The 21,859-nt window shown below is 58.6% G+C and carries 22 protein-coding genes; 15 read left to right on the forward strand and 7 right to left on the reverse strand.

Annotated features, from left to right (window positions below):
- Nucleotides 1-89 precede the first annotated feature (89 nt).
- The 5 genes from N0P34_RS11055 (at nucleotide 90) to N0P34_RS11075 (ending at nucleotide 4,872) form a co-directional block, all read left to right on the forward strand.
- On the forward strand, nucleotides 90-1,526 hold the full coding sequence (locus N0P34_RS11055; RefSeq protein ID WP_275603302.1) for an SIR2 family protein: 1,437 nt from the start codon (nucleotides 90-92) through the stop codon (nucleotides 1,524-1,526).
- Nucleotides 1,527-1,547: 21 nt separating this feature from the next.
- Complete coding sequence (locus N0P34_RS11060) at nucleotides 1,548-2,054, forward strand: toll/interleukin-1 receptor domain-containing protein (protein WP_275603303.1); 507 nt, start codon at nucleotides 1,548-1,550, stop codon at nucleotides 2,052-2,054.
- Nucleotides 2,055-2,087: 33 nt separating this feature from the next.
- Complete coding sequence (locus N0P34_RS11065; RefSeq protein WP_275603304.1) at nucleotides 2,088-2,570, forward strand: TIR domain-containing protein; 483 nt, start codon at nucleotides 2,088-2,090, stop codon at nucleotides 2,568-2,570.
- Nucleotides 2,571-2,585: 15 nt separating this feature from the next.
- A complete protein-coding gene (locus N0P34_RS11070) occupies nucleotides 2,586-3,356 on the forward strand; it encodes a hypothetical protein (RefSeq protein WP_275603305.1) in 771 nt (256 codons plus the stop codon).
- Between the two features lie 287 nt (nucleotides 3,357-3,643).
- A protein-coding gene (locus N0P34_RS11075; protein WP_275603306.1) for an IS3 family transposase occupies nucleotides 3,644-4,872 on the forward strand; the annotation gives its coding sequence in 2 pieces (ribosomal slippage) (nucleotides 3,644-3,992 and nucleotides 3,992-4,872; 1,230 coding nt in all).
- A gap of 75 nt (nucleotides 4,873-4,947) precedes the next feature.
- On the opposite strand, the gene N0P34_RS11080 is transcribed toward N0P34_RS11075, so the two are convergent.
- Together N0P34_RS11080 and N0P34_RS11085 are read right to left on the reverse strand one after the other, a co-directional pair.
- A complete protein-coding gene (locus tag N0P34_RS11080; RefSeq protein ID WP_275603307.1) occupies nucleotides 4,948-5,775 on the reverse strand; it encodes a hypothetical protein in 828 nt (275 codons plus the stop codon).
- Nucleotides 5,772-6,683, reverse strand: coding sequence for a hypothetical protein (locus N0P34_RS11085; protein ID WP_275603308.1), 912 nt, complete (start codon nucleotides 6,681-6,683; stop codon nucleotides 5,772-5,774). The genes N0P34_RS11080 and N0P34_RS11085 overlap by 4 nt, the downstream gene beginning before the upstream one ends.
- Nucleotides 6,684-7,024: 341 nt before the next feature.
- Here N0P34_RS11085 and N0P34_RS11090 point away from each other — a divergent pair, with 341 nt between their 5' ends.
- From N0P34_RS11090 to N0P34_RS11115, 6 genes are all read left to right on the forward strand, one after another.
- Complete coding sequence (locus N0P34_RS11090) at nucleotides 7,025-7,999, forward strand: ABC transporter ATP-binding protein (RefSeq protein ID WP_275603309.1); 975 nt, start codon at nucleotides 7,025-7,027, stop codon at nucleotides 7,997-7,999.
- Entirely contained in the window at nucleotides 7,996-8,808 is an 813-nt protein-coding gene (locus tag N0P34_RS11095; RefSeq protein WP_275603310.1) for an ABC transporter permease, read from the forward strand. Before N0P34_RS11090 ends, N0P34_RS11095 begins: the two co-directional genes overlap by 4 nt.
- A 35-nt stretch (nucleotides 8,809-8,843) precedes the next feature.
- Nucleotides 8,844-9,641: a hypothetical protein gene (locus N0P34_RS11100; RefSeq protein WP_275603311.1), complete on the forward strand. Its 798-nt coding sequence runs from the start codon at nucleotides 8,844-8,846 to the stop codon at nucleotides 9,639-9,641.
- Between the two features lie 153 nt (nucleotides 9,642-9,794).
- Nucleotides 9,795-10,307 carry a cytochrome c gene (locus N0P34_RS11105; protein ID WP_275603312.1) on the forward strand — a complete coding sequence of 171 codons (513 nt, stop codon included), beginning with the start codon at nucleotides 9,795-9,797 and terminating at the stop codon, nucleotides 10,305-10,307.
- 66 nt (nucleotides 10,308-10,373) lie between these two features.
- Nucleotides 10,374-12,134, forward strand: a complete 1,761-nt coding sequence (locus N0P34_RS11110) for a PQQ-binding-like beta-propeller repeat protein (RefSeq protein ID WP_275603313.1) — start codon at nucleotides 10,374-10,376, stop codon at nucleotides 12,132-12,134.
- Nucleotides 12,135-12,206: 72 nt separating this feature from the next.
- Nucleotides 12,207-13,022: a transporter substrate-binding domain-containing protein gene (locus N0P34_RS11115; protein WP_275603314.1), complete on the forward strand. Its 816-nt coding sequence runs from the start codon at nucleotides 12,207-12,209 to the stop codon at nucleotides 13,020-13,022.
- Here the strand turns inward: N0P34_RS11115 and N0P34_RS11120 are convergent, their stop codons facing one another.
- Nucleotides 13,023-13,631, reverse strand: coding sequence for a hypothetical protein (locus N0P34_RS11120; protein WP_275603315.1), 609 nt, complete (start codon nucleotides 13,629-13,631; stop codon nucleotides 13,023-13,025).
- A 200-nt stretch (nucleotides 13,632-13,831) separates the two neighbouring features.
- On the opposite strand from N0P34_RS11120, the gene N0P34_RS11125 reads away from it, so the two are divergent.
- The 3 genes from N0P34_RS11125 to N0P34_RS11135 all read left to right on the forward strand — a co-directional run bounded on the left by N0P34_RS11125 (nucleotide 13,832) and on the right by N0P34_RS11135 (nucleotide 16,165).
- The gene (locus N0P34_RS11125; protein ID WP_275603316.1) at nucleotides 13,832-14,041 is read left to right on the forward strand and encodes a hypothetical protein; all 210 of its coding nucleotides are present in this window, start codon (nucleotides 13,832-13,834) and stop codon (nucleotides 14,039-14,041) included.
- A 121-nt stretch (nucleotides 14,042-14,162) separates the two neighbouring features.
- Entirely contained in the window at nucleotides 14,163-15,278 is a 1,116-nt protein-coding gene (cfa, locus tag N0P34_RS11130) for a cyclopropane fatty acyl phospholipid synthase (protein ID WP_275603317.1), read from the forward strand.
- Nucleotides 15,279-15,337: 59 nt separating this feature from the next.
- A complete protein-coding gene (locus N0P34_RS11135; RefSeq protein ID WP_275603318.1) occupies nucleotides 15,338-16,165 on the forward strand; it encodes a Ku protein in 828 nt (275 codons plus the stop codon).
- Nucleotides 16,166-16,168: 3 nt separating this feature from the next.
- On the opposite strand, the gene N0P34_RS11140 is transcribed toward N0P34_RS11135, so the two are convergent.
- The gene (locus tag N0P34_RS11140; RefSeq protein WP_275603319.1) at nucleotides 16,169-17,032 is read right to left on the reverse strand and encodes a Ku protein; all 864 of its coding nucleotides are present in this window, start codon (nucleotides 17,030-17,032) and stop codon (nucleotides 16,169-16,171) included.
- Between the two features lie 64 nt (nucleotides 17,033-17,096).
- The gene (locus tag N0P34_RS11145; RefSeq protein WP_275603320.1) at nucleotides 17,097-19,160 is read right to left on the reverse strand and encodes an ATP-dependent helicase; all 2,064 of its coding nucleotides are present in this window, start codon (nucleotides 19,158-19,160) and stop codon (nucleotides 17,097-17,099) included.
- 164 nt (nucleotides 19,161-19,324) lie between these two features.
- On the opposite strand from N0P34_RS11145, the gene mazG reads away from it, so the two are divergent.
- A complete protein-coding gene (gene mazG / locus N0P34_RS11150) occupies nucleotides 19,325-20,140 on the forward strand; it encodes a nucleoside triphosphate pyrophosphohydrolase (RefSeq protein ID WP_275603321.1) in 816 nt (271 codons plus the stop codon).
- Nucleotides 20,141-20,200: 60 nt separating this feature from the next.
- On the opposite strand, the gene hflX is transcribed toward mazG, so the two are convergent.
- Both hflX and hfq read right to left on the reverse strand, forming a co-directional pair.
- Nucleotides 20,201-21,451: a GTPase HflX gene (gene hflX / locus N0P34_RS11155; RefSeq protein ID WP_275603322.1), complete on the reverse strand. Its 1,251-nt coding sequence runs from the start codon at nucleotides 21,449-21,451 to the stop codon at nucleotides 20,201-20,203.
- Between the two features lie 123 nt (nucleotides 21,452-21,574).
- Nucleotides 21,575-21,826: an RNA chaperone Hfq gene (hfq, locus tag N0P34_RS11160; protein ID WP_220306999.1), complete on the reverse strand. Its 252-nt coding sequence runs from the start codon at nucleotides 21,824-21,826 to the stop codon at nucleotides 21,575-21,577.
- Nucleotides 21,827-21,859 lie beyond the last annotated feature (33 nt).

The following is a 21,859-nucleotide window of genomic DNA, read 5'->3' on the forward strand; positions in this document are numbered from 1 at the left end:
GTAGGAGCTTGCCGGCTCGTTGACGAAATCCTTGATGGTATTCACGATTTACCCAAACAATCCTTCCACCGATTCTTTGGTTTTCGACAATGTCTCTTCCACCTGAAGTGGTTTCATTCTGCCGAAAATTTGCCCGCGACATGGCGGAGGGAACCGTCGCGATCTTCGCCGGTGCGGGAATGTCGGCCGATGCGGGGTTCGTCGACTGGAAAACCCTTCTGGCACCATTTGCCCAAGAGTTGGGGCTCAGCATTGATCGGGAGAGCGACAACCTCGTGCGCTTCGCCCAGTTCTCACTCAATCATAAACTGGGCAATCGAGCCCACCTCAACGAAGCTTTGATCACCGCATTTCCGGGCCTTGCTGCGCCATCGAAAAATCACGAGATACTGGCGCGGCTGCCGATCCGCACATACTGGACCACAAACTACGATCGGCTGATAGAAAGCGCCCTCATCGATGCGCGGAAGACGCCGGATGTGAAGCACATCGACAGCCAACTGCCAGTGACAAAGCCCAAGCGCGACGCTGTGGTTTATAAGATGCACGGAGATGTCGACCATCCCCAGGAGGCCGTACTCACCCGCGATGACTACGAGTCCTACGGCCAAAAGCACCTTGGATTCGTCAATGCGTTGGTCGGCGATCTGACAGGCAAGACCTTTCTCTTCATCGGTTTCAGTTTCTCCGATCCTAACCTCGACCATGTCCTTTCGCAGTTGCGATTGCGGTACCAGACCGGCCAGCGCGAACACTATTGCTTCGTTCGTATCCCGCATCGGGACAACTTCGAAAGCGATGCCGACTTCGCCTACGCTCAAGCCAGACATCGCCACATGGTCACGGACCTGAAACGCTACAATGTCACGGCCCTCGAGATCGACGAGTACGCTCAGATCACCGAGGCTCTCATGACGATCGAGAGCTTTTACCGGCGACGGCTGGTGTTCGTTTCCGGCAGCGCGTCCGATTTCGCACCATGGGGCGAAGTGGCGGTCAATTCCTTCTTCCGCGATCTTGGTTCCATTCTGGCCGACAATGACTTTCAGATCGTCAGCGGTTTTGGGCTGGGCGTGGGGAACTCGTTGATAAGTGGCGCGATCGAGAAGGCATACGCCAAGAAAAACACGCGCCTCGACAATTTTCTTCAGGTTCGTCCGTTCCCCAGGGACATCGCCGACGCCAACGAGCGCGCCGCGATTTGGCACCGGTATCGGCAGGAGTTGCTTTCCCTGCCGGGCATCGCACTCTTCTTCCTGGGAAACAAGGAAGTCGACGGTGCGATAGTGCCGGCCGATGGCGTGCGCAAAGAATTCGACATTGCCAGGGCGCAGGGTGTCGCGACAGTGCCTGTGGGCGCGACCGGATCAATCTCCCATGATCTCGCCGCCGAGATGCTCCAGGACCCAAGCTCCATGTCGCCGGCACTCCTTGGTGCCGTCACCGCACTCAACCAACCTGTCGATGACCTCAATCAGCTGCTGCAACCGACGATCGATGCCGTCAAAGCTCTGGCTGCCGAATAGAAAAACTGTAGAGACCTACCTATGGCATTCGATCAACTGAGCTTGCTTTCAGAAGCCACAAGAACGGTCGCACGTAAGTCGATCGAGAAGGTGTCCGTCCGGGGCGCGCCTACCGCATTTCTATCCCATAGCCACAAGGACGCCCAGCTCGCCAAAGGTCTTCAGGCCCGCCTCAATCGGCTTGGGTGGGACGTGTATATCGATTGGGAAGATACCTCGATGCCGGATCGTCCGAACGCGGTAACGGCGGACAAGATCCGGCGTAAGATCGTACAGTTGGACCTGTTCCTGTTCCTCGCTACCCAGAACTCCATGACCAGCCGCTGGTGTCCGTGGGAACTGGGCTATGCCGACGGGAAGAAAGCCAACCGCTCGATCATGATCGTGCAGACGTCTGCCGGTGGTGTGACCTACGGTAACGAGTATCTCGAACTCTATCGCCATGTCGACGAGACCAGCAGCGGCGGCATCGGCCACTTTTTCAACCACAAGGACGGGCATCTGCTTCGTGGCGCAGTTCGGCCCTGATGTGACGTTTCAAACTCGAGTTTTCGAGGAGCGATGATGACCGTCAGGCGAGTATTCTTCAGTTTCCACTATCAGCGCGACGTCAAGCGCATCCAGCAGGTTCGCAACTCATGGGTAGTCAGGGAAAAGGGAGCTGCCCCGCCATTCTACGATGCTGCCGATTTTGAGGAAGCCAAGCGTCGCGCAGGCGGCATCCAGGCCTGGATCGATGATCAGATCACCGGCTGTTCGGTCACCGCAATTCTCTATGGCTATGAGACGTACGATCGGGAATGGGTCAGGTACGAGATCGCGCAAAGCGTAAAACGAAAGATGGGGATCATCGCGATCGACATCCACAGCATCAAGGATCCTGTGAGCGGCACAGACTACCAAGGCCGCAATCCTCTGGAGTTCTTCGGTCTTGAGCGTACGTATCCGTCTATGATTGGGTGCGTGATAGCGGCTACTACAACATCAGTTCGTGGGTCGAGGACGCAGCACGAGCGGCCGGCGGCTGACACCGGCAACAGATAACGAATTTTGCGGCGAATGAGTGAGAACGCGATGGGCGACTGGGACATCGGCAACGATTGGATGGCCAAAATGGGGAACATCGCGGAGAAAACCCTCGGCCCAGTTGCCATCTACGGTGGAAAACATGTGGAGCGCTCCCAGGCCAATCGCGACAAATTCAAATCCGAAAAGGATTGGGAGGCTCTGAGCCAGGCTCATGCTTCAGCCGTAAGCGCATTGATCAATTTCCTGTCTCGTATTGCCGGCAAGCCGATCCCTGAAGATCGGGAGGACGTGCAAGGTCAAATCACCCTCGTCGCGCATTTCGTTCAGGGCATCCAACTGGTCGAGACGGCTGTGGTCGAGGGTCTCTACCCGCAGGCAGCTACATTGTTGCGGCAGGAGCATGAAATTGTCGCGGCGGTTGAGGAATTTACCGCAGGTCGGCGCCGCGACGCGAAAACCCCACATGCCACGATAGGCGTCTTGCGAAACATGGGCCGGGTCTACGGAGACCTGAGCGGCGCAGCTCACGTTTCCCAAAGGGACTTGCTCCAGAATATCGTCATCATGGAGATCGGAGAGAAGCGTGGGCCATCACTCCTGCCGATCTATCATGCAGAACTGACGCGCAACCTCTATGCACTCCATGTCAGCTACATCATCATGATGACCCAGCTCGCCAATGATATCCACCATGCCCTGTCGGGCGATGAGCTTCATGACGATGAAGTCAAACTGCTCGCGATCGCCCACCACATATTGATCGACACGGGACTTATCCAGTTCGAGGCAGCGCCAGAGTAGCCCAATTGCGCTAAGTCAGTTCTGAGACACCGGCGGCATCATGGGTGTCGCCACATTTGTCTCGCCCCGCAGCTACCTTGCGATCCGAACCCGACGCGACACCGATATTGCCCCGAGGTATTCGGACTCGGATGGAGGATATCAGCCTCCAGGCTTTGGCATGGTGTGACACGAAGCAGGAACGCTTCGTCTGCGGAATGATCACATCGCTTAGTGGAGCGCACCCCATTTTGACCGGACAGTCGGCATAGCCGATAAGGCATAGGCATGCGCCTATGAGTACGACTATGTCCAAGAGTCCCGATGAGCCGTTCCGACGGGTCGAAGTCATCACCTCCGTGCAGCGCCGCCGGCGCTGGTCAGTGGCCGAGAAGGTTCGGTTGGTGGAGGAAGCCATGCAGCCGGGCATGAGCGTTTCCTACGTGGCACGTCGCGCCGGCATTTCCCCCTCCCAGCTCTTTGCCTGGAAGCGCCGCATGCTCGAAGGCGGCCATGCTGCCGTCCAGGCGGACGAAGATGTTGTTGGCGCTTCCCAGGTACGCGAGCTGGAGAAGCGCGTGCGCGATCTCGAGCGCATGCTCGGCAAGAAGACCATGGAAGCCGAGATCCTCAGAGAAGCCCTGGATCTCGCGCGCCCAAAAAAACGGACCTCGCCCTTGCTGTCGTGGAGCAATCCCGAGGACGATACCCAATGAGCGTTATTGCCCGCACACTTGGCATATCCAGGTCCAACCTGATCAAGCGCGCCAGCAAGCCATCCAAGCCGCGCGGACCTTATCGGAAGGCCGATGATGTGGCTCTCCTTGCCCAACTGCGCACGATCATCGACCAGCGACCCACCTATGGTTATCGCCGCTTGGCGGCTCTGCTCAACCGGCAGCGGCGCAAGGGGGGCAAGCCCATCGTCAACACCAAGCGGGTCCTCAGGGTCATGCAGCAGAACGGGCTCACCCTTCAAAAGCATACGGCTCTGCGGCCCACCCGCACCCACGACGGCGTCGTCGTTGCCCTGCGCTCCAACATCCGCTGGTGCTCCGATCATCTGGAGATCCATGCCCGCAATGGCGAGGTAGTGCGCATCGTCTTCGTCATCGACGCCTGTGACCGGGAGATCATCGCATGGTCGGCCGTAGCCAACGCTGGCATCTCCGGCGAGATGGTCTGTGATCTGATGATCGCGGCTGTCGAACGCCGCTTCCGGACCCTCAAGGTCCCGCATCGACTGGAGTGGCTCTCGGACAATGGCAGCGCCTATATCGCCAGGCAAACTGCGCAAGTGGCCGCCGCACTGGGCATCGACCTGCTCTTTACCCCGGTCAGAAGCCCACAGAGCAACGGCATGTCCGAGGCCTTCGTCAAAACCCTGAAAAGGGACTACGCCTCAACCGTTATCCTCCCAGACGCCGAAACCATCCTGGCCTTGCTGCCAGAATGGATCGACGATTACTGTGAGGTCCACCCGCACTCCGGGCTCAAGTTCGGCTCACCACGCGAGTTCCTGCGCCTCAGTGCCTAAACCCAACCGCCGACTGTCCGGTGAAACGGGGTCCACTCCACTTAGGGGCTAGGACTGGTGCGTTGTCCGAAGGATTTATGTTTGGATGCGGTGCATCTCCAAGAGATTTTCGACCTGTCTTGCACCCATCCCCACCATGCGTGCCAAATTGATGACCGAGAGTCCGCGCGAAGCGCTGTGACAGATGTAGGCTGCCCTCAGCTCCGACAACGTGAACAGGGGACCTGAACCTCTGAAGCGTTGAAGAAGGAATTTCCCTGGCAATTGCCTTAACGGGCCTCCCGGGTCGGTATGGCTATGAAAAAGAAACTTGGCCGGCACCGCATACTTCTCGTTCCTGACGCGTATCCAATACGCCAGCGCATCACCCGCCTTGGGAGTGATGGGAACCTGCCGGGTGCCGACCTTCAAGGTCAGCGCCGTGAAATCCAGATCCGACGTTTTGAGGTCGATGAGCTCGTTGGACGAGACTCCCGACGAATAAACCAGTTCGACAATCGCCCAGGTCATGACCCTGACCTCGGAGTAGGCCTCACCGTTACGAGGTGGTGCAAGACGATCTAGAAACGAATGGACCAGATGTTCATCCAGAGGCTTTCGCTGAATTGGCGGGATTTTCCAGCTGACACCTTTCGCCGGATTGGTGGAGACAACGCCGCGCGAGACCAGGAAGTCAAAAAGTTTGCCTATTCCGCGTAACGTATCCGTGTGGCGGGGTCGGGTCTCTGCCAGGTACGTGAGCAAGGTTTCGCGGTCGACATCAAGCAATGTCAAATCCTGATCGGCGAGCCATGTGATGAAATGCTTCGCCACTCGCCTGTATATGGACATCGTGCGTGCAGCATGGTTTTGCGCTGTCTGAGCCGCCCACTCCTGTTCCAGTTTTATGTCGCTGCTGCTCAACGGCCCCACCTTGGATGAGTTTCCTCGAAGGCTCTTGCAAGCTCGGCAAAGTCGAAGGGGTCTTTCCATGCCGTTTGCCAAGCTGCTGGCGTCTTGTTCGCACTACGCCGCCGGTGACTCATGACATGATTTCTTGCTCCTGCCATCCTCAGCAGCACCGCACCAAATTGAACTCCGGCAGCTAACGACCGAGCTCGCATTTCCTCGCTGAAGGCAGCTTTGCGTAGCGCCAGCTTGGGATCGTTATGGCGGAACAGTCGATCTTCTCGATCAAGTGTTACCGGCAAAAGAGCGAGGTAGCGCTCGAGTGCACCGATGACCGCTTCTGGCATGGCACGTTCCTTTTTTGAACGTGTCCGCGCATCGGTAATCCTAACGCGGCAGCCATCGTAGTCTCCTCTTGTGAGAGAAAACACCTGCACCGGGAAGAGCTCCGCGTCGTAGTACAAGTGTAGGATCGCGCGATTGCGAGCCTCGATCCATTCGACCGGGTGACGCGGCAAGACCTCAAATACCCGCACGACCTCCTCATCGGTCAAGGCCTTCGGCGGTGTGTGGGCGCCGGTTCTGTAGACGGCTAACGATGGCACCCTTAATACCAGACCCCGCTCAAGAAGGTAGGCATAGAAGCGCTCAACAAGTCCGGCCAGACTGGAGGCCGCGCCTCTAGAGACTGTGTCAGCGTATTCCGCGAAGGACGCCTCTATTAGCTTTGGATCCGTCTCAAGAACGGTAGCCGCCAAAAGAGGCAGCCTTCCCTTTTGGACACGGTAGAAGAAACTGTTCAAAAACTGCTGATCCGTTTTCCACGTCGTGAGGGAGATCGATCGATTAACGACATAGTGCTTCCCGTACTCAAGCATCAGCTGATCGTACGCGGGCTCGAAGGTTTTCTTGACGCGCTTCATGAGACCATCAGTATCGAGTGAAAGTTATAACATCATAACCGCGAGCCCAAACCGCCTTGGGGTTGTACGCTTCTGTGATCCCCGCCTCGCCTCGTTGTAGAGAGAAGGATAGGCGGTTGTAATCTTGTGCGATAAATGCGGATCGAATTCGGGGCGTTTGCGGCGGCGGGGTTGTAGCGTTATTGGGGGGCAGTCATATCTTGGCCCCGCCACACGCGGGCTGACCTTCCCCCTGCCATAGCGCACTGGAAAACCCTTCGCTCCGCTGATAGCAGCCATATGTTGATGAGTGTGGGCGCGCGTGCCCGCAGCCATGTGTTTGCCGATTGAGATGTAGATCAATGGACAATATTGAGCGATCCGGGATCCTGCTCGCCGGCATCAGCCATGCTTATTCCGGCCGCAAGGCGCTCGACAACGTCAGTCTGGCGCTCCCCTTGGGCCAAAGCATGGCTCTGCTCGGGCCGAATGGTGCGGGAAAATCCACACTTTTGAATATCCTCTGCGGTCTGGTCAAACCGGACAAGGGAAATGCCTACCTCGCAGGCGTCGACATCAGCAGGCATTCCGACATTGCCCGACGCCAAATGGGCGTCGTATTCCAGGACGACAGCCTTGATGATCGCTTGAGCGCTTGGGAAAACCTCGAGTTCCACGGCCTGGTCTATGGGATGGACAGGAAAAGCCGTGCGCGGCGGATAGATGAGGTCCTCGAACTCGTCGAGTTGACCGAATGGGCGGAAAATCCGGTGCGCAGCTTTTCGGGTGGAATGAAGCGGCGGCTTGAGATTGCCCGCGCGCTCATGCACGAACCGAAAATTCTCATCCTGGACGAGCCCACTGTCGGACTTGATGCGCAGACCAGGGCCAAAATCTGGTCCTATCTCAACCAGCAGAGGCGCGACCATGCGCTGACTGTGTTCGTCACTACGCACTATATCGAAGAGGCCGAAAGCTGCGACCTGATCTGCGTCATAGACAAGGGCATCATTCAGGCCACCGACTCGCCTTCTGCCCTGAAGAGCCGGTTCGGCAAGGGTATTGTTCGCTGCCTGCCCCGTGATTCAGAGACGCGGCGTCGCCTGCTGGCGAAATGGCCGGCCGCGCAACAGCTGGCCGACGATCGCTTGGGAATTACCATCGAGAGCAAGGCAATGCTCGACGATCTTCTCATCGAATTTGGTGCGGCTCTCAAGGAAATACAGATCGACGAGCCGAGCCTTGAGACTGTTTTCCTGGCCATCACCGGCAAGGAGATGCGTGAACGCGAAGAAATAAACCCCAAGGGTCGGGCAAAACGGAACAAGCGGATATGACCAAGCTCTCCATTTTGCGCCGGGGTATCTACGCCATCTGGCTGCGCGAGATCATGCGATCATTTCGCGACCGTGGGCAGCTCATCGGCGGGGTGTCGCGCCCCATCATTTGGCTGCTCATCCTCGGCATCGGACTGAACCCCTATTTTCGCGGCGAGGCCTATGGCGAAGTGCGGTTCGTCATTCCCTTCACCTATCTGCAGTTCCTGTTCCCGGCCGTGATCGTCCTGAACATCATGTACACCTCGATCCTTTTCGCTGTGTCGATGATCTGGGATCGAGAATTCGGCTTCTTGCGGGAAGTGCTGGTGTCCCCCCTACCCCGCTGGGCAGTCCTGTTCGGCAAGATTTTGGGGGGCAGCAGCGTTGCGACCATGCACGGGTTCCTGGTGCTGATCCTGGCGCGGTTTGCAGATGTCACGCTGAGCTGGAACCAGGTTGGCGTTGCGCTCTGCCTGATGTTCCTCCTTGCCTTCGGACTGACGTCCTTCGGCGTCATTCTCGCTGCGCGTGTCCGCAGCTTTGAAGGATTTGGAGTATTTTCCAACACCATCATCCTGCCGCTCTATTTCTGTTCGTCCTCGGTCTTCCCTCTTGATCCTTCGTTGACGCGAACACAGATGGCGGCGACCTATCCCGAATGGCTTGTCGTCCTCGTCCAGATCAACCCGATTACCTACGCGGTTGATGCGCTCCGGGGCGCCCTGATCGGCTATAATCAGTTCGATCCATGGCTGGGCCCGGGCATCATCGCCTGCGGCGCGGTGCTGTTCTTCACCATCGCCCTGGTGGATTTCAAGCGTCAATGAGTGCGGGGAAGACCAAAGGCGCGCGGACCGTGCCCATGTCGCGATGGAAGACAGTCGGTCTCAACCTGTTGGGCGCAGCGGCCATTCTGTTTGCGCTGACCTATCTGCCGCCGGACAATTCCTTGGCCGAGGTCCAGAAGAGCGGTGTGTTGCGGGTTTGCGTGCCGGATACCCTGCCGGCGGCGTCCGTCGCCGATCCGGGACACCCCGGATACGATATCGAGTTACTCGAATTGGTCGCCCGGGATCTGGGCGTACGTCTGGCGATCAATCGCAACTCGGCAATCGGGGCTGACTTTAACCCGCGGAATTGGCGACTGACCCGAGCCCAGTGCCAGATCATAGCGGGAGGCGTCGTGCGCAACGATTCGACGCGGGGCTTCCTGGAATTGCTGCCCACAGGCCTGCAGACCGGTTGGGCCATGGCCGGAGCTGTGGACAGAATGTCGCAGGGAGGCGGCGTCGTGTCCGTGTTTCCCGGCCCGACTGCACTCGATAGACTTGCACTAAGCCGCTTCCTGCGTTCGAAAAATTTTCGGATATTGTCCGTTTCGTCAGTCTCCGAGCTGGAGCGGAACCTGATTGATGGTACATCCGACATCATCGTCAGCGATAGACAGACCCTTTCAGCACTCAACTTGCCCGAGGTGCAAATCGAATGGGTGTCGGAGCAAGAATTGGGGGTCTTTGACCTCTCCTTTGGGCTGTGGAAAGGCGACTCCACGCTTTTCAGGGCGGTTAGAACAAGTACACACAATCTGGTGCAGCAGGGTGTAGCTGGTGCGATAGCGACGCGGTATAATGTCACCGTGAACGCAATGATCAGCCCCTAGATGCCCCCGAGGTGGAACAGATTTGCCACGTAGGGGCCTCCCCTAGGTATTATTGCTATTTCTGGACGCTCACTGCAGCTTGATCACGCAAGCTCGTCAAGAGCTGCAAGATGAGAACGACGGAATAGTGTTTTCAACGTTTAGGAGGAAATTGTGAGATACCAATCTCCACGCTTCGTACTCGGGATGGCAGTGGCCGTCACCGGCCTGCTGATGCAGGTTTTGCCGGGCCAGGCACAGGTCTTCACCCAGGCTCAGGCCGAAGCTGGCCAGAAGGATTATGACGGGCAGTGCGCCATGTGCCACGGTGCCGAACTGCTCGGCCCCAATGCACCAGCGCTCGTCGGCAAGGAAGTTATGCATAACTTCAGCACCGCCGCCGGCCTGTTCGACTACTTCTCCGTGGCCATGCCGCCCCAGGCACCCGGCCTGCTCGACGAAGAGGTCTATGTGAACATCCTGGCCTATATTCTCGAGGCCAATGGTGCGCAGCCAGGCGACACGCCGCTCGACGCTGACCCTGTGAAGCTCGCCGCGATTGACCTGGGGGCCATCACGTCGGCCGCCGCGCCCGCGACGGATGCCCCCGCAGAGCAGGCAGAAGTGCCAGCGTCCAGTGTTCCTCAGGCTTACACCTGGGGCAAGACACTGCCGTCGATCAAATAAGTTGGGAATTGCTTTGGGATGCTTGTCTGAGCCATCTGGCGACGAGCAGCCGAAGTGGAGGTTTACATGAAAAAGACCTATCTGAAAGCCGCGTTGGCGCTGGCCGTCAGTGTTACTACCCTGGTGAGCGTTGCTCAGGCACAGGGCGTGCGCGAGAACTATGCACCGGTCACCAATGACATGGTGCTAAACCCGCCCGCCGAAGAATGGCTGAGCTGGCGCCGTACCATCGACAATCAGGCATTCAGCCCGCTCGATCAGATCAACAGTGACACGATCGGCGATCTCGAGCTCGCCTGGGCATGGCCAATGGCCGATGTCGGCATTCAGGAAACAGCCCCGCTCATGCATGACGGCGTGCTGTTCCTGCAGACCAACAACAACATCGTCCAGGCGATGGATGCCAAGACCGGCGACCTGATCTGGGAATATCGCCCGGCCCTCGCAAAGGTGCCCGCCGAGTGGGGCTACCAGCTCTACCAGTCCCGCCGCCAGAAGAACTCGATCGCGCTCTATGAAGACACCGTGGTTCTGACCACTGTGGACGCACGGATCATCGTGCTCAGCGCCAAGGACGGCAAGGTTCTGCGTGAAGTGCAGCCTTTTGACGTCAATAAGGGCTACAGCTACACGGTCGGCCCGATCGTCGTGAACGACACGATTATCTCGGCCATCTCCGGTTGCTCGATCGCCGGCACCGCCGGTGGCTGCTACATCGTCGCTCACGACTTCAATACGCTCGAAGAAAAGTGGCGCTTCAACACCATCGACGATCCCAACAACCCGGAACAGCAGGCCAGCTGGGGCGACGTCCCGCCGGAAAACCGCTGGGGCGGCACGCCGTGGGCAACCGGTTCCTATGATCCGGAAACCAACACCACCTTCTGGGGTGTCGGTATGCCTGCGCCTTACGCCGAACTCATCCGTGGTTCGGAAGACGGCAACGTGCTCTACACCAACTCGACTCTGGCACTCGATGCCGACACGGGTGAGCTGAAGTGGTACTACCAGCACCTGCCGCGCGATAACTGGGACCTTGATAGCCCGTTCGAACGCGTCCTCGTTGACGTGGAAGAAGGCGGCGAAACCAAGAACCTGATCGTCTCGGTTCCGGGCAAGAATGGCATCTTCTTCGCTCTCGACCGTAACACCGGTGAATATCTCTGGTCGCAGGAAACCGTTGTCCAGAACGTCGTCACCAATATTGACGAAGACGGCACGGTTCACCTCAACGAAGAGCTGATCATGACCGCCCTCGGCGAAGCGCCGATGGTCTGCACGTCGGTTTCGGGTGGCAAGCTCTGGCAGGCGGGCGCTTACAGCCCGAAGACCCAGCAGTTCTACGTGCCGCTGACCGAAGCCTGCAACACGGTGGAAGCAACGCAGTCCGAATTTACCGCCGGTAACGCCACCGGTGCCGTCAAGTTCGGCCCGCGCGTCCTGCCCGAAGGCATCACCGAGGCTGGCCTCGTTGACGCCATCAAGGTTGGCGCCACCAAGTCGGAAGGCGAAGGCTGGAAGGCCCGTTCTCGCGCATCGATGACCTCCTCGCTGTTAGCAACCGCCGGTGGTCTGGTCATCGGCGGTGACGCAGGTCGCTACGTCAAGGCCTGGGACGACACCACTGGTGAAGTCGTCTGGCAGCAGCGCCTGAACGCCCCCATCGGCGGTTCGCCGATGACCTACGAACTCGATGGCGAACAGTACCTGGTCGTTCCGACCGGCTTCTCGGCTGCCGCAGGTTCGATCGCTTCGGCCTTCCCGGAAATCCCGATCCCGTCGGGTACCGGCAACTCGATCTTCGTTTACAAGCTGCCCAAGCAGTAAGTGATCCTGATAGTCTGGAAGGGGGCCTTGCGGCCCCCTTCTGCATTTTGGCGAGGTTCTTTGATGACTCTGATGAACAAGCTCGGTGCCCTGGCGATTGTCGCGGTCCTTACGAGCACAGCTCAGGCGCAGCTTCTGCCGCAGCAATTATTGAGCCCCGAACGCCCACTGCAGGGCAATACGATACGGGCCTGTGTCGATGATTATAGCGCCGGGGGGAAGCTGGACCGTGCGATAATCCAGGCGATCGCGGATGCCCTGTTTCTCGATGTGGAGTACGTGGAAGCGCTTCGCGGGTTTCCCCTGGATGGCGACGGGTATCTTGCAGAACTGCAGATCCAGCTCAACAATGACTGCGATGTCTTCATGGGTCTCGTCGTGCAGCCCAACATCCCCTTCCCTGACTGGGGAAGTATGACGCGCCCATACGCCGCCGTTCCATTTGTACTGGTCACGGACAAGCCTGAATATGATGCGCTTGCCGACATCCCTTATGGCAGCACCATCGGTACGGCTCTGGGGAGCCTGGGCGATCGCGTGTTCGCCACGACGGTCATGCAACGGCCTCAGGACCAGCGCTGGAAGCGGCTGCCCTATGCTGACTTCGCGTTGATGACCAAGCGCATGCTCGAGGGTAAGCTGGCGGCAATGCTGCTTTGGCAGCCGTCGTTGCTGGAATTGGCGGAGAGCGATCCCAGCGTAGCCGACCTTCGGATAATTTCGCTGGATCCCGTCCAAACGCCCAGTGTGCCCGTCGGTGCACTCGTAGCGACCCGCAACACATTCCTGCGCACACAGCTGGACCAGGCGATCTCGGAATTGTCTGCCGACGGTACGATCGATGCGATCATGTCGGATCTCGGCGTTCTGGGCGAGAGCGTGCCCTGATCAGCCGCGCGTAAGCCAGGGCGTCAACATGCCAACAAAGTCCGGCCACCAGCCTAGGACTAGGATAATGATGAGGACTGCGTAGACTGGTGCTACAGCCCTGCGAAACTGCCTGGCTCTGTCGGGAAATAGCGCGATCAATAAGAGACCGCCAGGCAGCCCTGGTAGCGGCAGAACGCTGAGCGGCACAGATAGGAGGGCGATTTGCTGCGTTGCCTGGATAAGCTGCAGCGCGGCATAGCCAAGCGTTCGCGGCAGAACATCCGCAACAACTGGCCGCAAGAAGTCGAGAACCGGCACAATCAGGATTCCGGCGACCGCGGTGACGACCGCTAAGATCACAAGGGATAGCCGGCCGCCCCGCAAACTATCGGGCGACACGGCCCAAAGACGCATCCAGGTCGTCCGGAACAGAATTCCCATGGCGAGAGCTGGCATGGATAGGTGCGTAAAAGGGTTTGCCGAAAACGAGACATCATATTCGGTGTCCGGGCGTCTTAGCCATTGTGCGGCCATGGTGAAGACGCCGCCACTGATCCCGACAAAAATTAGGGTCCCTAGAATCCGCGAGAAAATCGCCTGCAACGTTAGATCGTTGAGCAAACTCAAGGCATGGCTCCTACGCCCTTGTGCAGGCTGGCGTTAGCACGTTTCGCCCTCTAACGGTTGCTCAAATTCGAGATACTCCCACGTTGAGTTCCGCCCCGACATACAGGCGCCCTGCCCTCAGATGGCCAAGACCGGGTAGGCTCGGGCCGGCACCGCAACTTAGGCGTTCCAATCTAGTTATTGATCGAGGAGGAAGATCGATGGCCACACTTGTAAGATTGACGCAGGACCAAATCGAGGAGCTGTTCGCTGAAGCGGACCGGATGGAACAGTCGCTGAAGGAATTGCACGAGGAGTTTGCCGCTCTGGGCATTCCAGATGCGAGCCTTTCGCGCTTGTCCAACTTCCACGACCGCTTTACCAGCGCCATCACCTATCTCAAGAAGCAGCGTGAACTGGGCGGTAGCTGAGAGGTGACGGGGCCGGGGCACGATCATCTGGATTATTGACACCTGGAGCTCTGCGTATTTTGATGCCGAAGAGTGTCAGCCTGAGTGATGCCGGCTGCAATTCGACATGCGGGCCTTGGCGATGGGTTCTCTTCAGCGGTCTTATATTTCACGGCTCCTCGAAGCCTGCGACATAAGATTGGACGGCACACGCCCTTTCGATATCACGATCCACAATGAGAAAGTATTCGACAGGGTCCTGACCGCGGGCACGCTGGGCCTTGGCGAAACCTACATGGATGGCTTCTGGGATGCGTCTGCACTCGACCAGACCATCTACAAACTTCTGGTAAACGACATCAAGTCGCGGATGCCGGTAGATCTGGCTTTGGCCTGGTCCGCCCTGCGGGGCAAATTACTGAATCTGCAGAGGCTGCGGGCTTTCGAAGTGGGGCTCAAGCACTACGATATTGGCAACGATATTTACGAGGCAATGCTGGATAGCCGGCTGGTCTATTCCTGCGGCTATTGGCGAAGTGCCACTTCCCTCGAGGCCGCACAGGAAGCAAAACTCGATCTCATCTGCCGCAAGATCGGTCTCGAGCCGGGGATGCGTGTCCTCGATATCGGCTCGGGCTGGGGTGGTCTGCTGAAATTTGCCGCCGAGCGCTACGGCGTGACCGGTCTTGGCATAACCGTTTCGCAAGAGCAGGCAGCCTATGCGAACGCCCATCGTGATGGTCTGCCGATCGAGACCCGCCTCCAGGACTATATGAGCCTTGACGGCAAATTCGATCGCATCGTCTCGGTGGGGATGTTCGAGCATGTGGGTGCCAAGAACTATTCTGCCTACATGCGCAAAGTCAGCTCGCTCCTTTGCGAAGACGGGATCTTTCTCCTGCATACGATCGGCGGCAACATCACGCAGTCCAATGGCGATCCCTGGAGCGAGAAATATATCTTTCCCAATGGCATGCTGCCCAGCCAACGCCAGGTTGCGACGGCAAGCGAGGGCATTTTCGTCATGGAGGACTGGCACAATTTCGGGGCCGATTATGACACGACGCTGATGGCCTGGTGCGCAAATTTCGATGCTGCGTGGCCGGAATTATCCAAGTCATACGACGAACGCTTCAGGCGAATGTGGCGCTACTATCTGCTAAGTTTTGCGGCCACCTTCCGGGCGCGATACGCGCAGCTCTGGCAGATTGTCTACACCAAATCGGGGCTCAACGGGGGATATGCCTCGCTTCGATAGCGGCGAGAGGGAACAGCCCTGCCAGATCCTGCGTTGCTTGGTCACCTAGAGGAGACAAGATGGCTAGTCGGGCTTACTGGAAGGGATATCTCAAGCTCCTGCTCGTGACCTGCGCCGTGACGCTCACGCCGGCCACCACCGAAGGCGACAAGGTCCGCTTCCACACCATCAACCGAAAATCCGGCGAACGCATCCGCACGCGCTATGCCGACTCCGTCTCGGGCAAACTCGTCGACGATGATGACGTGGCAAAAGGTTACGCGAAGGGGGAAGACGACTACCTGATCCTCGAGGACGAGGATCTCGATGCCGTTCAGCTCGAAAGCACACGCACGATCGACATCGCCGAATTCGTTCCCGAGGACACCATCGAGTGGGTCTATTACGACAGCCCCTATTTCGTCGTCCCTGACGACGAGGTCGGTGAGGAAGCCTTTGTCGTCATCCGCGAGGCAATGGCAGCCAGCGGCGTGGTTGGTATCGCCAGGCTTGTCCTCGGCAACAGGGAGCGTGCCGTCATGCTCCAGCCGTGGGATCGCGGGATCATTCTATGGACTCTCCGCTTTGGCGATGAAGTTCGTGACGAGGACGAATATTTCGACCCCATCGACGACCACAAGCCCGATGCGAAGATGTTGGGAATGGTCGAAAAGATCATATCGGGGCGCACCACGACCTGGTCTGATGATCTGATGCGGGACCCCGTTCAGGACCGGCTTCTCGAAATCATCAAGTCCAAGCAGAAGCCCAAACGGGCGAGCAAAGCCAAGGCCCCGGTAGAGGCAGATGATGAAGGCGACGCCCCCAACAATGTCATCGATCTGATGTCTGCGTTGAAAAAGAGCCTCGAGGCAAAGCCGGCTGCCAAGAAAACAAAAGGTCGCTGAAAATCAGCTGGCGCGTCGCCGTTCGGTTTTGCGCGCCCCCACATCCCTGGTTGCTGCTCGCTTGGAAGTCTTCTTCTTTGCAGAAGGCTGGTCGCCCCCGCCCGCGCTCATGCGCAGGGCTTCGAGCAGATCATTCGATTTTGTGGGCTCGGGGCGCCGCAACGGAATTATCTTGCGGCCTTCTATCTTGGCCCGCACCATTTCGGCCATGGCCGTTTCGTATCGGTCATCGAACTTGTCCGGTTCGAACGCGCCAGACTTGGACTTGATGATGTGCTGTGCAAGCTCGAGCATCTCAGGCTCGATTTTATGCTCGCCAATCGACTTGAATATCTGCTTTGACGAGCGAACTTCATAGTCGAAGTTGAGTGTCGTTGCGATCAGGCCCTTCCGGTGTGCACGGATAAGGACAGGCCTCAACCGACGAAAAAGGACCGCATGGGCGATCGCAGCCACTTTTTGTCGGCGCATTGCTTCCCGGACGAGAACGAAGCTTTCCTCGGTCGCGTCTGAGGCAGGAAGCAGATAGTAGGGCCGGTCAAAATAGGTAGGCTCTATGCGGTTGCAGGCAATGAAGGCCTGGACCGTCAGGCTTTTGTCGCTGTTCGGTATGGCTTCCGCGATCTCTTCGGGCTCCAATATGATGTAGGAGCCGTCATTCGTCTCATAGCCCTTGACCTGGTCTTCACTCTCAACTGGCTTTCCTGTCTTCTCGTCGACATAGACCCGCCTGAGCCGATTTCCAGTCTCGCGATTGACCATATTCAGCGCGATACGTTCGGCCGTTGTGGCCGCCGTGTACATTTTCACCGGACACACAAGTTCAGCGATCTTGATTACACCTGACCAAACGGCTCGTGCTGCCATGACATCCCTCCGAGACAGCTCAACGAGTTGGGTCGCTCTCCGTTCCTTGGCCAGAGAGCTGGCCCTACCACATGCCCCGCATTTTTGCGGCGATGTCGATCACTGCTGGCTGTGAGGCGACGAGTTCCGGCCGGATGGGCGAGACAGCTGGCCACAATATGTCCTCGAACAACGTCGTCATCGCCCTCGGGATGAAGCGTGTCCGTTGCGCGTAGAGGTGGCGATCGCCATTGCGACTTTGTTGGGTGACATAAAATCGTTGCGGGACGAGCAAATGAAGCTCGTCCTTTGCTCGCGTCATGGCCACATAGAGCAGCCGCCGCTCCTCCTCCAGTTCGTGAGCTGTGCCGGTGCCCAAATCCGAGGGTATGCAGCCATCAACGACGTTGAGCACATGCACAGATTTCCACTCCTGGCCCTTGGCGGAATGGATCGTCGACAAGATGAGATAGTCCTCATCCCGCAACGGCACTCCGGCCTGATCGCTGGTCGCATCAGGCGGATCGAGGGTCAATTCGGTGAGGAAGTGCTCCCGGCTCCGATAGCCGGCGGCGATCTGCTCTAACTGCACAATGTCGGCACTTCGCGTTTGTGCATCCTCATAGCTGGCTTCGAGAAGCGGCTCATACCAGTGACGTGCATAGGCGAGCTCAAGCGGCCACGCCGTGTCGCGCCCTGAAAGGCGAGAGAACAGGGCGACCATATCCGTCCATGCCTCCCCTGCCCGCGCTGGAGGCGGCACTTCCGACAGGGCCCAGACCGGATCATTGGCGGCGACCAGAACGTTGAGAACGCGGCCGGCAATGCCCGGGCCAATCCCTGGCAGCAGCTGCAGGACGCGAAAGCCGGCAACCCGATCACGCGGGTTCTCGACCCAGCGCAGGATCGAGAGGAGGTCCTTGATGTGGGCGGAGTCCAGGAATTTCAGGCCGCCGAATTTCACGAACGGAATTTTGCGTCGGGTGAGCTCGATTTCCAGCGGACCTGAATGGCTGGACGTCCGGAACAACACAGCCTGCTGCTTAAGCGGGACGCCGGCCTCACGTGCTTCGAGGACAGACTTTGCCACATAGCCCACCTGGTCGGCTTCGTCCTGGACGGTTACGAGGCGCGGCTTGGTGGCAGATGTGCGTTCAGTCCACAAATTCTTTGTAAAGCGCTCGGCCGATTGGTCGATGACCGCGTTCGACGCCTCCAGAATAGGCTGGGTGGACCGATAATTGCGGTCCAGCGTCACGACTGCAGCGGGCGGCGTAAACGCAGTTGGGAAGTCGAGGATATTGCGCACAGTCGCCGCCCGAAACGAATAGATGGACTGCGCGTCATCTCCGACCACGGTCAGGCCTTTCCCATCCGGCCGCATGGACAGCAAGACGGCGCTCTGGAGCCGATTAGTGTCCTGATATTCGTCGACAAGGATGTGATCGAAGCGCTCCGAAACCTCGCGGGCGATGGCAGGTTCGGACATCATGCCGGCCCAGTAGAGCAGCAAATCGTCGTAATCGAGCACATTCTGTTCCTGTTTGGCCGCTACATATGCGCCAAACAGGCGGCGGAGTTCGTCCGACCAGATGGCGCACCACGGAAACGCAGATTTCAGCACCTCGTCCAAGTCTGCTTGCGAATTCACCACGCGGGAATAAATGGCCAGGCACGTTCCCTTGGTCGGAAAGCGGCTTTCCGTCTGGCTGAATTCAAGCTCGTGGCGGACGAGATTCATCAGATCGGCCGAGTCTTCCCGGTCGTGGATGGTGAAGGCCGGATCGAGTCCGATCTGCTGAGCATGCTGGCGCAGCAGGCGCGCGCCAATGCCGTGGAACGTGCCAGACCATTCGAGCGCCCCAGTCACGGCCCCTGCCCCAACGCCGAGGATCTGCCCGGCAATCCGCTCGACCCGTCGGCTCATCTCGCTGGCAGCCCGTCGGGAGAACGTCAGAAGCAACATACGGCGCGGGTCTGCGCCATTGACGACGAGATGGGCGACACGGTGCGCCAGCGTATTTGTCTTTCCGGAGCCGGCTCCCGCTATGACAAGGAGCGGTCCAGCGTCCGGCGTTCCGATCCCGTGCTCGACTGCCCGGCGCTGGTTGATATTGAGCGCGTCGAGATAGGCGGCAGGAGCGGACACGAATCATACCCTAGGTCGCTGGAGATGGAAGCGTCAGAGTATTCCCCTTTTGTTCGCCCGGTCCAGCCTTCTCTGCACGGCACTGAAACTCCGCGCGCCGTCGTGCGACGGGCGTCGCATTTGCTATGGTGCAGAAAAACGATTCCCAGCACCAGGGTGAGAAAATGCAGCCGTCACGCGACATCTCCCGGCTTATCGAAATCATGGCGGCGCTCCGCGATCCGGATTCGGGGTGCCCCTGGGATCTCGATCAGGACTTTTCCACCATCAAGAACTACACGATCGAAGAGGCGTACGAGGTTGCCGATGCAATCGATCGCCAGGATTTCTCCGATCTTCGCGAGGAACTGGGCGACCTGCTCCTGCAGCCCATCTACCATGCGCAGATGGCCAAGGAGGGCGGCCACTTTGACATTGGCGACGTCATATACGGCATCACCGAGAAGCTCATTCGCCGGCATCCTCATGTCTTTGGCGACATAACCGAAGTCGGGGCAGCCGCGGCACAGGGGCGTTGGGAAGCCATCAAGGTAGAAGAACGCGCTGCCAAGGCCGCCATCAAGGGCGACACCGCCCCTTCCCTATTGGACGACGTTCCGCAAGTGCTCCCGGCGCTGGCCCGGGCCGAGAAGCTCACCAAGCGTGCAGCGAAGGTCGGTTTCGATTGGCCGGATTTTGCGTCGGTCCGCGCAAAGGTCGAAGAAGAACTGGCCGAGGTTTCCGAGGCGCAGCTCTCAGGCGATGCAAAGGCGTTGAACGAAGAGATCGGCGATCTGCTGTTCGCCGTGGCCAATCTGGCGCGTCAGGCGGGCGTCGATCCCGAGGCCGCGCTCCGTGACGCCAATTCCAAGTTCACCCGCCGCTTCCACTATGTGGAAGCCCGTTGCCGGCAAGACCAGATTGAGCCTGCAGAAGCAGGCCTCGATCGACTGGACGCATATTGGAACGAGATAAGGGCGGCCGATAAGGCTCAGTCCTAGCTGTCAACTGGACCCGCCGAGAAGCCGGACCGCAGGGGATGCCCGCGGTCCAGACTTCTCCTAGAGATCGGAAATGGCGATCCGTCCATTGAAGCGTTCGAGGAAGGTCGTCTTGTGCCGCGGGTCGACGCGGACAACGAAATCCTGGCCGTTCTCGTCCGGCTCGCCGCGCTCTATGACCTCTGCATGGCTGTGCAGCCAACCGATGTCGCTGCCGGCACTGTGGGGCACATGCACGTGGTATGTACGGCTGCGCTCCGACAGGGCCGCCTCGATGGCCAGTCCGAGTTGATCCAGGCCCTGCCCCGTCTTCGCCGAAACCGGAACAGTGGCAGCAACCTTTCCTGCAGGCGTCGCCGCCGTCATAAGGTCGCTGGTCGGATCGAGCATGTCGACCTTGTTCCAGATCTCGATGATCGGCGTCGTCTCGGCCGAAACACCAAGGTCGGTTAGGACCTTCAACACATCGGTGGCCTGCGCTGGGTGGTCGGGATTGGCTATATCGCGAACGTGCAGGACGACGTCAGCGTCCACCACCTCTTCAAGCGTCGCGCGGAACGCCGCCACCAGATCCGTCGGCAGGTCGGCCACGAAGCCCACCGTGTCGCTGAGCATGACTTCACGCCCATGCGGCAGTTCCAACCGCCGAATAGTCGTATCCAGGGTGGCGAACAGCAGGTTCTCGGCAAAAACGCCAGCACCCGTCATGGTATTGAAGAGGCTCGATTTTCCGGCGTTGGTGTAGCCCACAAGAGCGACGATCGGAAATGGCGCGCGATCACGTTGGCGCCTTTGCTGGGCGCGCGTGCGCTTGACCTTTTCCAGCCTCTCCTCGAGCAGCACGATGCGCTCGGTGATCTGGCGTCGGTCGCTTTCGATCTGTGTTTCGCCAGGACCACCCATGAAGCCCATGCCACCGCTGCCGCGCTGACGTTCAAGGTGGGTCCAGGACCGTACCAGCCGGCTTTTCTGGTAGTTGAGATGGGCAAGTTCGACTTGCAGGACACCCTCGCGGGTGGCCGCACGTTCGCCGAAAATCTCCAGAATGAGCGCTGTTCGATCAAGAACCTTGGTGCCGGTTTCTTTTTCGAGATTGCGCTGCTGGATAGGGCTGAGGGCGGCGTCGACGAGGATGAGATCGATCTCCTCTTCCTTGACGCGCCGCGCCAGTTCTTCGACATGCCCGCCGCCCATGAAGGTCGCGGGCTTGATCTCGCGAACCTTGATGGCTTCGGAAAAAATGATGTCGAGGCGAATGGCGCCTGCCAGCCCCTCAAATTCGGCCTGGCGCGCCTCTATGCTGCGATGCATTCCGACACCGCGCACTTCGGGACAAATCAATCCAGCGCGTGTTGGATGCTCAATTCGGTCGATAAAGGCCCGAGGGCCGCCCGGGCCGTCTTCGTCCTCGTCAAAATGATCCATATAGTTCCGTCAGTCGTGGTCGGTGTTTTGCTCGGGGTCGAACAATTGGATCGGCGCGCCCGGCATAATTGTCGAGATGGCGTGCTTATAAACCAGTTGCGACTGAGCGTCACGACGCAGAAGCAGACAGAAATTGTCGAACCAGGTGATTACACCCTGCAGCTTTACACCATTCACGAGAAAAATCGTGACCGGCACCTTCTGCTTGCGAACGTGATTGAGAAAGGAATCCTGCAGGTTTTGCTGCTTTTCACTAGCCATTTTTGGCCTCTTTTGCCGCGGCATTGATTGTCG

This window comes from Devosia sp. FJ2-5-3 (genome assembly GCF_029201545.1).
Taxonomy (GTDB): Bacteria; Pseudomonadota; Alphaproteobacteria; order Rhizobiales; family Devosiaceae; genus Devosia.